The organism is Thiomicrospira microaerophila (genome assembly GCF_023278225.1).
GTDB lineage: Bacteria > Pseudomonadota > Gammaproteobacteria > Thiomicrospirales > Thiomicrospiraceae > Thiomicrospira > Thiomicrospira microaerophila_A.
In genome coordinates this window covers 876447-890664 of the sequence record NZ_CP070959.1, presented here as the reverse complement: position 1 = coordinate 890664, position 14218 = coordinate 876447, and the positions used below count along the sequence as shown (strand labels likewise).

The following is a 14218-nucleotide window of genomic DNA, read 5'->3' as shown; positions in this document are numbered from 1 at the left end:
TCCTTTTGCTTGACGGGGGTTTAAAGTTGGCCGTATTTACGGCGCATACGCTGACGAACCACCTCAGCAAGCGTGTTAAAGAAGAAGGTGAAGATAAACAGCACCAGGCCTGCTAAGAACAACACGCGATAGTGAGTACTGTCTACTTCCGTTTCACCCATCTCAACCGCTAGGTTAGCCGATAAGGTACGCATCCCTTCAAACAGGTTGATATCCATTAACGGTGTGTTACCTGAAGCCATCAATACGATCATCGTTTCACCTACACCGCGACCAAAGCCCAGCATAATAGCGGAGAAAATACCCGGACTAGCTGTCGGCAACACCACGCCTTTCAAGGTTTGCCAACCACTCGCACCCAAGGCGTAAGAACCGTTGACAAGGTAGTTAGGCACAGAGTAGATCGCATCTTCCGCTACCGAGAAAATCGTCGGAATCAACGCAAAGCCCATCGCAAACCCGATGATCATCGCGTTACGCTGGTCATAAGTAATGCCGGCTGTTTCAGTTAACCAAGTACGCATATCACCTTGGAAGAACATATATTGCAGCGGATCACTCATCGCCATAGATAACCAACCTAAAAACGCAACCACCGGAATCATCAAGACCACACGACGTCCCACCGGAATCATCAAGCGAATCTTATCGGGCATTCGTGACCAAGCGTAACCAAATAACAAGATGCCCAGTGGAACGACTATGATGATTGCAAAAAAGGCCGGCAGGTTAGCCTCGACATGTGGCGCGAGCCATAACCCCGCCAAAAACCCTAGGATTACAGTAGGTAAGGCTTCAATCAGTTCAACCGAAGGCTTAACCCATTGGCGTGTACGTTTTTCCATAAAAAACGCGGTGTAAATCGCTGCAAAAATCGCAATCGGCACGGCAAACAGCATCGAATACAAGGCGGCTTTAATGGTACCGAAGGTGAGCGGCGTTAACGAGAACTTAAACTCAAAGTCATCGTTACCTGAGGATGATTGCCATGTGTATGTCGGTTCTGAATAACCTTCATACCAAACTTTGTTCCATAAGCTGGCAAACGACACTTCCGGGTGTGGGTTATCAATGTCATAGCTGTACAAAGTACCAGAAGCGGTTTCAATTAAAGCGCCATCCGAACGCGGTGCGAAACGTACAAAACTTAACGGTTCGTCGGCAACTTGAGCCGTGCGCAAATGGCGGTGTGATGTTGAATAATATAAATGGAATGAACCGTCTTCATCCCCGACAGCAAAGCCTTTACGTGTACCTTCCATACCCATGGAGGTAATAGGTTTGCTATCGCGCTGGAAGTCACGGATTTCTTGTAACGCGAAATCATTATTGGCATCACGAACCGGGAACCACTGCACAATACGGCCGGTGTCTGTTCCAAACATCATCGAATAGTTACCGTTCAAAAAACGCACACTAGTCAATGTTTCATCAGGATTAATTACGCGCACACGCTGTAACAGCTTTGGTTCATTAATATCAGCAATCGAATAATATTGCGCTTCACCTTCATTGGTTACTAATACCAAATCACGCATTAAACCACCCACTAACAAGTGATCCGCATGAAAGCCACTTGAAAAGCTGGCCTGGTTATCAAAATCCAACTCAATATCATCACTTAAAAACGATGAGCGCTTACGGAAAGTTTGAATATGCAAGCGGTCTGAACCTGCTGGCTGAACCACAATCATCATCGCGGTTTCTCTATCCCGTACCGCCATCAGTTCAATCGGCTCGCTTACAACTCGTTTGCCCTCTGTACCGTAAGGCCAGTGAATTTCAGGGATCACCGTACGTTGGTTATTAGGATAGGCTATTCTAAAGCTTACCTTACCAATCAACACGCGACCATCAGCAAAACCAAAAGCAAATTCGTTAGCCGCTTCATTAATAATTGTAAAGCTGGTTATACGTGAGTCTTGAATCGGTAGTTTTTCATCCAACATTACATTTGCATTTTCAGTTGAAAACCCGATAATCCGGCCATCTTCGGTAATCCGTACACCGGCTTCTTTATAATCATCAATCGCGTAATGCAGGGTTTTTGTTGCCATACCACCGGGCACAGCCATTTCAGCGCGCTTTTCCATCGATGCGGGGGTAAATATCGGTAAAACAACATACATCAAAAAGAACATGATGAGGAAAACGGCAAAAATAATGCCGACCCCACCAACACTGATACTGTGTTTAGCTGCATGGTCTTGAATACGTCGCCTAACCAAGCGTTTTTTGGTCTTTGGCCCATTCAGCAGATCGTGCAAGCCCTGCTTTGTCTGTTCGCTCATAACGTAGATTCCCAATTAAGTTAAATAATCAAGAGTACTATATAAGCCTAATATGACAGCAATATGTCAAATACCGCTTCACATATACTATTATGATAAACAAAAAATAAATGGGATTAATTTAAAGCGCGATGGGAATAAATTATGAAAAACAGAAAAAAACAAGGATAAAAATCAAAACCTGCGGGCTATTTTATTTAGTCAAGCTATAAAAAACCCCAGTTAAAACTGGGGCTTTTAAGAAAAAAGTAAAACAGGAAAGATTATCCAGCTTTAACTTCAATCGTAATTTCAGCAACCACATCAGTATGTAGTTGAACATCAATTTCGAAAGTACCCGTATGGCGTAAAACACCTTCAGGCAGACGAACGTGACGACGCTCAATATCAAAACCAGATGCTTTAAGCGCATCGGCAATATCTTGTGTACCAATTGAACCGAAAAGCTTACCCTCTTCACCCGCGCTCGCTTCAACAGTAACAACCATACCATTCATTTTTTCATATACAGCTTGTGCTGCAGCCAAAGCTTCAGCCGCTTGCTTTTCCAATTCAACACGGCGCGCTTCAAACTCAGCAACATTCTCTTTAGTTGCAGGTTTAGCCTTACCTTGTGGAATCAAAAAGTTACGTGCGTAACCTGACTTAACGGTTACTTGGTCACCCAAAGAACCTAAATTTTGTACTTTCTCAAGCAGAATAACGTTCATAAAAACCTCTATTTACTTTCTACCATACGATTGCGAATATCCATAAAATTATCCGCCAATCCTAGGATCGATAAAACTAACACGGTCTGTGGAAACACAGCCAATAATATATATAAACCGACTAACCAACCGTTACTCATCTGCTTCTTCATTACTGCAAAATGAGCAATAGCTAAACCTTGAAACATTAACACCACGGTTAAAACACCAAACAGATCACCCAGTAAGCCACCACTAGACTCATTAAAGAAAATACTAGCTATCGCAACAACCGCTGTTGCGATAGCGACATTTCTTGGAAGTCTTATGTCATGGAAATCTTTTTGAAACTGCCCGGGATAATATAATTCACCTTGCCACCAACGTCCGGTAATCAAAACAGTAAACCAAAGCACCACTGCAAACATGGCCAATAGCATGGTCATCACACGAGACATTTGTTCAATCATCTCGATTGAGTAAGCAACTTCAGCTTGATCCAATATAGGTCTAAATGCTTGGTTAAACAGATTCATCCACCAACCGGGCATATCGCCAACCATTAGATGAACAAACACCAAACCACCTGCAGCCATGATTCCTGCGAACTGCAAAGCAGCCCCCAGCGAATTGGTTTGTCTAAGCACCAGCGCTAATATCCACACAGGTAACATAAACTCTAAAATAACAACCAGGCCTGCTAGATAACTACCGGACAACAAACCGGATAAACCCAAATGAACCACAGCCGCGGCAGTCATTACTTTTAAGCCGTCAATCACACCCACTCTAAGCGTAACTAGAGCAATAATAGCGCCCGCAACAAACCCAATGGGGGTAAACCAAATAGCTAACAAAGCAAATGCAATAGTACCAAGGTAAGCCTGAACAGGCCCCTTCATTACATAGTTTGCTAAGCTAATCATGGTGTTAAAGTCCTAAAAAGCTTATTTATGCTGATCAGTATAAGGCAACAATGCAAGCACGCGCGCGCGCTTGATTGCCGTAGCAAGCTGGCGCTGATACTTAGCGCTTGTACCTGTGATACGGCTTGGTACAATCTTACCGGTTTCGGTAATGTAGGCACGTAGCGTGTCTAGGTCTTTATAATCAATTTCTTTTACGTTTTCTGCTGAAAAACGGCAGTATTTTTTACGACCAAAATTCTTCGCCATGTTACTTCTCCTTAGTTATGCGCGCTAACGGCATCAGATTTATCATCTTTTTTGCCTGCCATGACAGACGGCTCAACAATCGCTTCTTTACGCGCGATAACCATATTACGTAACACGGCATCGTTATAGTAGAACGCATTTTCAAGTTCACTTAACGTGTCTTGATTACACTCGATGTTCATTAAAATATAATGTGCTTTATGAACCTTATCAATGGTGTAGGCCAATTGACGACGACCCCAATCTTCTAAACGATGAATAGTTCCGTTTGCTTGCTCGATCATTGAACGATAACGCTCAACCATCGCTGGCACCTGCTCACTTTGATCAGGGTGCACTAAAAAAATTACTTCGTAATGACGCATGGTCTCTCCTTATGGATCTAAACTGAGCCTTTTATATTTATTGTTGAAATCCCAAAATATAATAAGGCAAGGAAATCATATCGGTATTACCTATATGAAAGGTCGCGATTATAATGAAATAACTAGTCTATTGCAAGACTGATTTACTAGCCTAAACTTTCATTAATCGCGATTAAACTCGCTAACGGATCTTTTGCCTGAGTTATTGGGCGACCAATAACCAGATAATCCGAACCTGCAGCCATCGCTTCGGCTGGAGTCATAATTCTATTTTGATCATTCACCGCTGAACCGGCCGGACGAATACCTGGTGTAACTAAACAAAAATCTTTACCAATTTCTGATCTAAGTACCGCCACTTCCAGTGCAGAACATACCACACCATCAGCTCCAGCATCCCTTGCAAGCTTAGCTAATCTAACAACATTTTGCTCAATAGTTCCAGACAGGCCAATCGAGGCTAACTGATCTTGATCAAAACTGGTCAAAACCGTTACTGCTGTTAGAATGGGCTGGTGGGAGCTATTAACAATGGCCTCCTTTGCCAAGCTTATCATTTTGGCGCCGCCCATTGCATGGACATTGACCATCCAAACACCCATATTGGCAGCGGCTTTACATGCCATAGCAACCGTATTCGGAATATCATGATATTTAAGATCTAAAAAAACATCAAAACCCCTAGCAACAAAGGTTTCAACTATTTGAGGCCCTGCTATTGCAAAGAGCTCCTTACCTACTTTTAACTTGCATTGACTGGCATCAAGCTGGTTAACTAAGTTAAGAGCTTCATTTTTATTAGCATAATCCAAGGCAACAATGACGCGATTTGAAGGCATCTTGCTTTACTCCTTAAAAAGTAGAATATTAGCTAAAAACTAATTAAGATTGGTTTTGAGAGGAAAGTACAACGTGAGAATTCGGATTGGCAGAGATAGACTGATCACGTGCCTCTTGGTGTAACTTCTTTTTTAATTCAATAATCTCGTTAGATTGATTTTTTATTTTTTTTAATAATTTACGATTATGCCATTTAAGCCGAATCACCTGAACAAAAACAAAAATACCGGCAAGCAAAAGACCTGCAATAAATGAAATACTAATCAAGATTGATAAAGGAATGTGCCGCTGATCAAAATAGTAATCAAACGGCACAAGTGTCGAGTTAAGTGAACCTAGTAAAACACCCAGCACTATAAATGCAACAAGCATAATTAATGAGAGCAACTTACCGATCATCCACTTAATCCTTATTTAACACAGAATATCTGTTTTTGTTTTTAAAGCATCTACCTGCTCACGCAAAGCTTTGCCTGGTTTAAAGTGAGGTACTCGCTTTTCATTGAGCTCTACTGACTCGCCAGTTTTAGGATTTCTACCTAAGCGCGCTTTTCTGTGATGCAAACAAAAGCTTCCAAAACCACGGATTTCTATTCTGTTGTCTTGGGCCAAAGCATCGACCATTGATTCAAGAATTTGATTAACCGCTATTTCAACATCTTTCTGTGGTAAGTGAGTTTGCTTTCTAGCAATAAGTTCTATTAATTCCGACTTGGTCATTATTATTCTCTTTAAGTTCTCACTAAGATATGAAGAACAGCCCCTTTTAATCGGGGCTGAACGACCAACTATTTATCAGCTATAAAACCACTGATTAAATAAATTGTCAGACTTAAAGTTGACCTTTCAACAAATCACCCAGCGTGTTAGTTGCTTGATCTTGAGTTGCAGTATAACCCTTGATCGCATCGGCTTCTTCTTGCTTGTCTTTTGCTTTAACAGACAAAGAAACACTGCGACTCTTACGATCGATATTAGTGATTTTAGCTTCAACCTTATCACCAACTTTCAAAACGCTAGATGCATCACGAGTATCTTCATTCAATTCTGAAGCACGAAGGTAACCTTCAACTTCTTCAGCTAGATCAATAACTGCACCCTTGTCATCAACAGACTTAACGACACCTTCAACGATCGCATTTTTACCATTGGTCGCAACATACTGTGAGAAAGGATCTTGCTCAAGCTGTTTCAGACCTAAAGAGATACGCTCTCTTTCAGAGTCGATAGAAAGAATAACGGTTTCTAGCTCATCACCTTTCTTAAAGTCACGAATGGCTTCTTCACCATTTTGGTTCCAAGAAATGTCAGTCAAATGAACTAAACCATCAATACCACCATCTAGACCGATAAAGATACCAAAGTCGGTAATTGATTTGATGTTACCAGCAATCTTGTCACCTTTCTTATGGGTTGCTGCAAAGCTTTCCCAAGGGTTAACAGTACACTGCTTAATACTTAGAGAGATACGACGACGCTCTTGATCAACATCCAAAATTTTCACGCGAACTTCTTGACCCAAATGCACAACTTTAGATGGGTGAATATTACGATTAGTCCAATCCAATTCAGAAGTGTGAACTAAACCTTCAATACCATCTTCGATTTCAACAAATGCGCCGTAGTCAGTGATGTTAGCAACCTTACCACCGGTTTCAGAACCAATTGGGTAACGAGCAACCATATCAGACCAAGGATCAGCTTCCATTTGTTTCAAGCCCAATGAAACACGGTTACGTTCTTTATCAAACTTAAGCACACGTACTTCAATCTCATCACCAACCTGTACAATCTCAGAAGGATGATTAACGCGACGCCATGCCATATCAGTGATATGTAATAAACCGTCAACACCGCCCAAATCGATAAATGCACCGTAGTCAGTAAGATTCTTAACAATACCCTTAAGCACAGAACCTTCGTCCATATTCGAAAGCAATGCTTCACGTTCAGCACTATTTTCTTGCTCAATCACTGCGCGACGTGAAACTACAACATTGTTGCGCTTGCGATCAATTTTAACCAGTTTCAACTCAACTTCTTTACCTTCCAAGAAGCCAAAGTCGCGAATTGGACGAGTGTCAACCAAAGAACCAGGTAAGAAGCCGCGTACGCCTTCAACATCAACGGTTAAACCACCTTTTACTTTACCGGTTACTAAACCGATAACGGTTTCGTTTTCTTCAACGGCAGTTTCTAGACGATCCCAAGTCTTAGCACGTTTAGCTTTTTCACGTGATAAACGTGTTTCGCCATAGCCATCTTCCAACGACTCTAAACATACTTCAACTTCATCGCCAACAGCAACTTCTAAATTGCCTTGCGCATCTTCAAATTGCTTTCTTGGGATAGCAGATTCAGACTTCATGCCTGCATCAACCATAACGGTTTCTTTGTCGATACCTACAACCGTACCAATGATTAAAGCACCGGTTTGAAAACGGTCTAACTGAAGAGATTCTTCGAATAACTGTGCAAAAGTTTCACTCATGAATGGATTACCAAATTATAAATTACAAAACCGAATGAATTACCAATTTTGGGGCAAGTAAAACAACTCGGGTCAGTTAAAAAAAGCCAATTCCCCAATCATTGGCTAGGTCGTCATATCCCACATTTTTGTAGAATTTGTTTTGCATTATCAAATACTTGCGCTATATCTAACTCACTAGTATCAATGACAATTGCATCTGATGCAGGTACCAATGGCGCTACCGAACGCGATGCATCGCGTTGGTCACGTTCAACAATATCCTGAATAATTTGTACAATATTAGCAGTAACACCTTGATTTTTCAACTGGTTAACGCGTCTTTCTGCGCGAACTTGGGCAGAAGCGGTTAAAAAAAGTTTTATTTTTGCTTGCGGGAAAACCACCGTACCCATATCCCGACCATCCGCAACCAGGCCTGGCGATTGTGCAAAATCTTTTTGACGTTGCAATAATGCAGTTCTCACCTCAGGTAGGGCCGCAATTTTGGATGCCATACCCGCAACCTGCTCATTACGAATCGAAAGACTAATATCTTCTTTTTTGTAAAGCACTTTTCCATCTATAAATTCAACAGGTAGCATTTCTGCTAAAGCGACCAGGCCTGCTTGATCATCCGGCTGAAGATTTTGCGCTAACGCTCCATAGGCTAAGGTGCGATAGATCGCCCCGCTGTCTAAAAAATGATAACCGGTATACTCACAAAGCAATTGACATAGTGTGCCTTTGCCTACACCACTTGGTCCATCAATGGTAATTATGTTTACCATCTTAAATTGACTCCGAGGCCACACGAAGACCAACAGAGTTAGCAAGCTCTATAAAGCGTGGGAAAGAGGTATTCACATTGGCACAATCTTCAATGGTAATTGGTGCTACCGCCGTTAAACCCGCTACGGTCATCGCCATTGATATGCGATGATCATGGTGGCTAATAATTTCGCTTGCCTGAGGTTTCTGTTGTCCACCATGAACAATCATGCCATCTTCAGTAGGTTGTGCATCGATACCCACCGCTTGTAGAGCATCTGCCATCACTTGAATACGATCAGACTCTTTAACGCGTAATTCTTCTGCACCGGTTAACACCGTTGTACCCTGCGCCGCCGATGCAGCAACAAACAACACTGGAAACTCATCAATAGCCAATGGAACTAAGGCTTCTGGAATAGCAATCCCTTTTAACTGTGCCGCACGTACATGAATATCTGCAACCGGTTCTCCGCCAACTTCACGCTGATTTTCAAGCGTTATATTAGCCCCCATTAGCTTTAAAATATCAATAACACCTGTACGAGTTGGGTTAATACCCACATGCTCAATCACCAAATCAGAACCCGGTGCAATGGATGCCGCTACCATATAAAAAGCGGCTGAAGAGATATCCGAAGGCACATCAATATGGGTTGCAGTCAAACGCCCGCCGCCTTGCAAGGTGATTTCAGTAGCCAAGGCATCAAGCTTATTAGTGCTTACCTGATAACCGAATCCACGCAACATACGCTCTGTGTGGTCACGTGTGGGCGCAGGCTCTACAACGCGTGTAGTGCCTTGCGCATACAAACCTGCCAATAACACGCAAGACTTTACCTGTGCACTGGCCATAGGGAGCGTGTAATCAATTGCGTTCAACTGCTCACTTCCTTGAATTTTAAGCGGTGGCAAGCCTTTGTCCTGGCTTTCAATTTTTGCACCCATTAAGGTTAAAGGGTCAATCACCCTCTTCATCGGGCGTTTGCTTAAAGACGCATCACCCGTTAACTCGGAAGCAAAAGCTTGACCCGCAATAATGCCACTGAGCAAACGCATTGAGGTACCGGAATTACCCATATTTAGAGAATGGTTCGGTTGCTTAAGCCCTTTTAACCCAACGCCATGAATCGTTACCTTTCCGTCTGACGGTCCTTGAATTTCGACACCCATCGCTTGAAAAGCTTTTAGGGTTGCAAGACTATCTTCACCCTCTAAAAAACCGGTCACCGTCGTGACGCCTTCGGCAAGTGAACCCAGCATTATGCTGCGATGCGAAATAGATTTATCACCAGGAACACGAATTCGTCCTGTTATAGACCCCCCCGGCTGAACAATAAAGCGTATATTTTTCATAGTGTTGACTTACTTTATATTAAAAATGATAATGAATGCATGTTTATAATTTATTGTTTATTGACTATGTGCTGATCACGTGCAGACTTGGCTTTGACAAACAAGTCATATAACCTATCCGACTGCTGTTTTTCTATCATGTCAGCCAGTTTTGCTAATTCAGCTTGGTATGCAGATAACCAATAAACAATCGCTGTTGAGTTTTGTAGAGCAATATCTCGCCACATGGTCGCATCACTAGAAGCAATCCGAGTAAAATCACGAAATCCACCCGCTGTGTATTGAAACACATTCCCTAATTCAGGATGGTCGTTCAACATATCAACCAGCGCAAAAGCCAACATATGCGGGAGGTGACTGGTTGCTGCAAAAACCTCATCATGATAACGAGCCGTCATCCGTGATACCTTAGCTCCCACCGCTTGCCATAAAGATTCAACCAAGTTAACGGCTTCATGCTGTGTATAATCCTGAGGCGTTAAAATAACGCGATGATCGACATATAAATCCGCTTCAGCCGCTTCAACACCACTCTTTTCACGCCCAGCAATAGGATGCCCTGGAACAAAGCAAACGGGTTGAAAACCAAGTGCTTCCTCCACTTCAGCCACCACACGACTTTTTGCACTGCCAACATCAGTAACAACCGCTCCAGGCTTTAATCCCTGAGCCATTTCGGCATAAATCGGTGCAATAGCGGATAAAGGAACCGCTAACACAACCAAGTCAGCATCTTTAACCGCATCATGAAGTTTCGACTCAAATCGATCAATAACGCCTAACTGTAGGGCTTTTTCAAGATTTTCTATATTACGGCCATAACCTACAACTTCATCAACCAGTCCGAGTTGCTTTAGCTTAAGGGAAAAAGAGCCGCCGATAAGACCTACACCAATAATGGCTAAACGTTGAACGCGCATTTGCTATAAGACCTTAGCTAAGGCATCAACAAAGTGCTGGTTTTCATTTTGGTTACCTATGGATACTCTCAAAAAGTCAACCAAACCATAGTTGGCAACAGGGCGAACAATCACACCCTGTTGTAATAATCCCTGATTAATCTCTGCGGCTCTTGCGCCAAAATTGACACAAATAAAATTTCCTTGTGAAGGAATAATGGTCAAGTTAAACTCCGACAGGGCTTTAACTAGTTGCTTCATACCTTGACGATTCAGTTCAACAGTTTGCTGAACAAACTGTTGATCTTGCAAGGCGGCAACGGCGGCAACCTGCGCAAAATGATTCACATTAAACGGCGCTCGCAAACGGTTAACATAGGAAATGATCTCCTCACTCGCTAACATATAACCTACACGCAAAGAAGCAAGACCATAAGCCTTTGAAAAGGTACGTGACAACACAAGGTTAGGGTATTGGTTTAAATAAGCCAAACCATTAGGGTAATCGGCTTGGTCAACATATTCTAAATAAGCCTCATCCAAAACCACAATTACCCTTTCAGGAATTGATTGAATAAATGCCTCCCAATCTTCCTTGCCAAAGCAGGTTCCGGTTGGGTTATTCGGATTAGCTAAATAAATAATCTTCGTACGCTCAGTAACCGCATTCGCCATCGCCGTTAGATCATGCCCATAATCCTTAGCAGCCACCTCTACAGGGGTCGCACCTACGATTTGGGCAGTAATCGGATAAACGGCAAAGCCATACTGAGAGAAAATAATTTCATCACCTGGACCGGCAAACACTCGCCCAATCAGTTCCAATAATTCGTTGGAACCGTTGCCTATCATAACTTGGTTAAGTTCAACCTCATTCATTACAGCCAAGGTAGAACGCAAATAATAGCCATTACCATCTGGGTAGCGACCCACATCTTTAAGTGCAATTTCCAATGCAGCAAGCGCACGCTCACTCGCGCCAAGTGGGTTTTCGTTTGAGGCAAGCTTAGTGATATGGCTCAAGCCCAACTCTCTTTGCAACTCACTAACAGGCTTGCCAGGAATATAGGGTTTAATTGATTGAATTTGAGGTTGTATCTGCTGCTGAAATAAGCCGCTCATAAACGTTCTCGTCATTAAGGTGAATGAAATTAAAAAACTAATCCATAGGTGAAATGGGATAAGAGCCAAGCAATTTAAAGAAGTGCGCCTGCTGCTCAACCTCTTTTAAAGCATCCGCGACCCTTTCATCAAACTGATGACCTAAAATATCTATAAAAAACACATAATCCCATTTTTTGTTAGTAGAAGGTCTCGAAACAATTCGCGTCATACTGATATCGCGCTTAGCAAAACTTTCAAGAATCTGATGTAAGGCTCCCGCCTTATTAGCTAGAGACAACACCAATGCTGTTTTATCCCGCCCACTAGCGAGCGGTTTTTCTTTACCTATCACCCAAAACTTAGTGGTGTTGTCTTGCTTGTCTTCTACACGAGCCTTCAAAATCCGCAGTTGATAGAGTACCGCTGCCTGCTCAGATGCAATGGCGGCCAACGCATTATCAGCTTGAGCCATTTTGGCAGCCAGCGCATTAGAATCAACCGCTTCAAGTTCAACACCAGGCAGGTTATTTTGCAACCAGCGTCTACACTGCCCCAAGGCTTGAGGATGCGCCACCACTTTTTTGATCTGAGTTAAATCTGACGTTTGAGACAATAAACAATGATGAATCGCTAAATCAAGCTCGCCGGTAACCTGTGCAGTCATACGAATAAGGTTATCTTGGGTGGCGTTAACCACCCCCTCGGTTGAGTTTTCAACCGGTACCAGACCATAGTTGACTTCACCCTCTTCGACTGCCTTAAAAACCTCATCAATGGTTGACACGGGATAAGGTTGCGCAAACGAACCAAATTGTTTTAAGGTCGCGGCATGGGTAAAGCTGCCTTCAGGACCTAAATAAGCAACCTTTAGTGGCTGCTCCAAGGCTAAACAAGCCGACATGATTTCACGAAACAGACGTGCCATCACATCATCTGACAACAAACTGGTGTTGCGCTCTCTGACAGCGCGTAAAACCTGTGCTTCGCGTTCAGGACGATAAAAAACGGCTTCAACCCTACCGCCTTGAGTTTTAATGTCTGCCACTTTTTGCGCGCAAAGCGCGCGCTGTGTGATGAGCTGTTGAATTTTCTCGTCTAGGGCATCAATTTGCTGGCGAATTTCGTTCAGTTGCTGGGCTTCATGTTCCGTCTGCGTCAAAACCTCAATCCTCTTCTAAAGCTACTAAGCGTGTGCTTGAGCAAAATCACGCATAAAATCAATCAACGCATCGACACCCTCAATAGGCATCGCGTTATAAATACTGGCGCGCATTCCACCTACCAGTTTATGCCCTTTCAGATTAAACAGACCCGCTTCTTTAGCTTGCTGCAAAAACAAACCGTCTAACTCAGGATTTTTCAGTGTAAAAGGCACATTCATCCATGATCTTTGTGAAGGTTCAACTGGGTTAGCATAAAAATCAATACTATCAATCGCCTGATAGAGCTTATTAGCCTTGGTCTCGTTGTGATGCGCCATTGCATTCAAGCCGCCTTGGTCTTTAATCCAATCAAATACCAGGCCTGCTAAATACCAACCAAAAGTAGGCGGGGTGTTAAACATTGAGTCGTTATCAGCACAAAGTTTCCAGTTCAATAGATTAGGCGTTATATCACGCTCCTGGCCGATTAAATCTTCACGAACAATCGCAATCGCCAAACCCGCTGGGCCAATATTTTTTTGCGCCCCGGCATAGATCACCCCAAACTTTGATACATCAACCGGACGCGATAGGATCGTTGAAGACATATCTGCTATCAAGGGCACATCACCCACATCCGGCACCGATAAAAACTCTAGCCCACCAATGGTTTCGTTTGGCGTGTAATGCACATACTTGGCCTTAGCGGACAACTTCCAGTCTGAGGTATCAGGGATACGTTGATGGTTTTGACATACCTGATTGACGTGACAATACTTTTGCGCCTCTTTAATCGCTTTAGCGGACCAGACACCTGTGTCAAAATAATCAGCCGTATCGCCGGGCTGGGTTAAATTAAGCGGGATGGCACTAAATTGTAAAGATGCGCCACCGTGCAAAAACAAAACCTTATAGTTATCCGGAATCGCCATAATTTCGCGCAGTGTTTGCTCAGCATTTTTCGCCATCGCCATGTATTCAACCGAACGGTGACTGACTTCCATCACCGACATGCCGGAGTCATTCCAGTTTAATAGTTCCTGTTCGGCTTGTTTAATGACCGATTCTGGCAACATTGCAGGCCCGGCACTGAAGTTAAATGCTCTTGACATTAAG

15 protein-coding genes are annotated in these 14218 nt (G+C 43.0%); all 15 read right to left on the bottom strand.

The window, feature by feature from the left end; genetic code table 11:
- Positions 1-20 precede the first annotated feature (20 nt).
- Positions 21-2291, bottom strand: coding sequence for an ABC transporter permease subunit (locus tag JX580_RS04310; protein WP_248851577.1), 2271 nt, complete (start codon positions 2289-2291; stop codon positions 21-23).
- Positions 2292-2554: 263 nt separating this feature from the next.
- Complete coding sequence (gene rplI / locus JX580_RS04305; RefSeq protein WP_248851576.1) at positions 2555-3001, bottom strand: 50S ribosomal protein L9; 447 nt, start codon at positions 2999-3001, stop codon at positions 2555-2557.
- A gap of 8 nt (positions 3002-3009) precedes the next feature.
- On the bottom strand, positions 3010-3906 hold the full coding sequence (locus JX580_RS04300) for a DUF2232 domain-containing protein (protein WP_248851575.1): 897 nt from the start codon (positions 3904-3906) through the stop codon (positions 3010-3012).
- A 21-nt stretch (positions 3907-3927) separates the two neighbouring features.
- Positions 3928-4155 carry a 30S ribosomal protein S18 gene (gene rpsR / locus JX580_RS04295; protein WP_044406184.1) on the bottom strand — a complete coding sequence of 76 codons (228 nt, stop codon included), beginning with the start codon at positions 4153-4155 and terminating at the stop codon, positions 3928-3930.
- Between the two features lie 11 nt (positions 4156-4166).
- On the bottom strand, positions 4167-4520 hold the full coding sequence (rpsF, locus tag JX580_RS04290; RefSeq protein WP_248851574.1) for a 30S ribosomal protein S6: 354 nt from the start codon (positions 4518-4520) through the stop codon (positions 4167-4169).
- 146 nt (positions 4521-4666) lie between these two features.
- On the bottom strand, positions 4667-5359 hold the full coding sequence (pyrF, locus tag JX580_RS04285) for an orotidine-5'-phosphate decarboxylase (RefSeq protein ID WP_248851573.1): 693 nt from the start codon (positions 5357-5359) through the stop codon (positions 4667-4669).
- A gap of 43 nt (positions 5360-5402) precedes the next feature.
- Entirely contained in the window at positions 5403-5759 is a 357-nt protein-coding gene (locus JX580_RS04280) for a LapA family protein (RefSeq protein ID WP_248851572.1), read from the bottom strand.
- A 15-nt stretch (positions 5760-5774) separates the two neighbouring features.
- Positions 5775-6080, bottom strand: a complete 306-nt coding sequence (locus JX580_RS04275) for an integration host factor subunit beta (RefSeq protein ID WP_248851571.1) — start codon at positions 6078-6080, stop codon at positions 5775-5777.
- Between the two features lie 112 nt (positions 6081-6192).
- Positions 6193-7851 (bottom strand): 30S ribosomal protein S1, encoded by a 1659-nt coding sequence (rpsA, locus tag JX580_RS04270; RefSeq protein ID WP_248851570.1) that lies wholly within the window; start codon positions 7849-7851, stop codon positions 6193-6195.
- A 113-nt stretch (positions 7852-7964) separates the two neighbouring features.
- Positions 7965-8621: a (d)CMP kinase gene (cmk, locus tag JX580_RS04265; protein WP_248851569.1), complete on the bottom strand. Its 657-nt coding sequence runs from the start codon at positions 8619-8621 to the stop codon at positions 7965-7967.
- Between the two features lies 1 nt (position 8622).
- Complete coding sequence (gene aroA, locus JX580_RS04260; RefSeq protein ID WP_248851568.1) at positions 8623-9957, bottom strand: 3-phosphoshikimate 1-carboxyvinyltransferase; 1335 nt, start codon at positions 9955-9957, stop codon at positions 8623-8625.
- Positions 9958-10007: 50 nt separating this feature from the next.
- Positions 10008-10877: a prephenate dehydrogenase gene (locus JX580_RS04255; protein ID WP_248851566.1), complete on the bottom strand. Its 870-nt coding sequence runs from the start codon at positions 10875-10877 to the stop codon at positions 10008-10010.
- 3 nt (positions 10878-10880) lie between these two features.
- On the bottom strand, positions 10881-11978 hold the full coding sequence (gene hisC, locus JX580_RS04250; RefSeq protein ID WP_248851564.1) for a histidinol-phosphate transaminase: 1098 nt from the start codon (positions 11976-11978) through the stop codon (positions 10881-10883).
- A 37-nt stretch (positions 11979-12015) separates the two neighbouring features.
- A complete protein-coding gene (gene pheA / locus JX580_RS04245) occupies positions 12016-13119 on the bottom strand; it encodes a prephenate dehydratase (RefSeq protein WP_248851562.1) in 1104 nt (367 codons plus the stop codon).
- A 24-nt stretch (positions 13120-13143) separates the two neighbouring features.
- On the bottom strand, positions 13144-14214 hold the full coding sequence (serC, locus tag JX580_RS04240; protein WP_248851560.1) for a 3-phosphoserine/phosphohydroxythreonine transaminase: 1071 nt from the start codon (positions 14212-14214) through the stop codon (positions 13144-13146).
- Positions 14215-14218: the final 4 nt, after the last annotated feature.

Coding starts and splice junctions, on each gene's coding strand:
- JX580_RS04310 (WP_248851577.1), bottom strand. CDS start 2,291: ATGAGCGAACAGACAAAGCAGGGCTTGCACGATCTGCTGAATGGGCCA.
- rplI (WP_248851576.1), bottom strand. CDS start 3,001: ATGAACGTTATTCTGCTTGAGAAAGTACAAAATTTAGGTTCTTTGGGT.
- JX580_RS04300 (WP_248851575.1), bottom strand. CDS start 3,906: ATGATTAGCTTAGCAAACTATGTAATGAAGGGGCCTGTTCAGGCTTAC.
- rpsR (WP_044406184.1), bottom strand. CDS start 4,155: ATGGCGAAGAATTTTGGTCGTAAAAAATACTGCCGTTTTTCAGCAGAA.
- rpsF (WP_248851574.1), bottom strand. CDS start 4,520: ATGCGTCATTACGAAGTAATTTTTTTAGTGCACCCTGATCAAAGTGAG.
- pyrF (WP_248851573.1), bottom strand. CDS start 5,359: ATGCCTTCAAATCGCGTCATTGTTGCCTTGGATTATGCTAATAAAAAT.
- JX580_RS04280 (WP_248851572.1), bottom strand. CDS start 5,759: ATGATCGGTAAGTTGCTCTCATTAATTATGCTTGTTGCATTTATAGTG.
- JX580_RS04275 (WP_248851571.1), bottom strand. CDS start 6,080: ATGACCAAGTCGGAATTAATAGAACTTATTGCTAGAAAGCAAACTCAC.
- rpsA (WP_248851570.1), bottom strand. CDS start 7,851: ATGAGTGAAACTTTTGCACAGTTATTCGAAGAATCTCTTCAGTTAGAC.
- cmk (WP_248851569.1), bottom strand. CDS start 8,621: ATGGTAAACATAATTACCATTGATGGACCAAGTGGTGTAGGCAAAGGC.
- aroA (WP_248851568.1), bottom strand. CDS start 9,957: ATGAAAAATATACGCTTTATTGTTCAGCCGGGGGGGTCTATAACAGGA.
- JX580_RS04255 (WP_248851566.1), bottom strand. CDS start 10,877: ATGCGCGTTCAACGTTTAGCCATTATTGGTGTAGGTCTTATCGGCGGC.
- hisC (WP_248851564.1), bottom strand. CDS start 11,978: ATGAGCGGCTTATTTCAGCAGCAGATACAACCTCAAATTCAATCAATT.
- serC (WP_248851560.1), bottom strand. CDS start 14,214: ATGTCAAGAGCATTTAACTTCAGTGCCGGGCCTGCAATGTTGCCAGAA.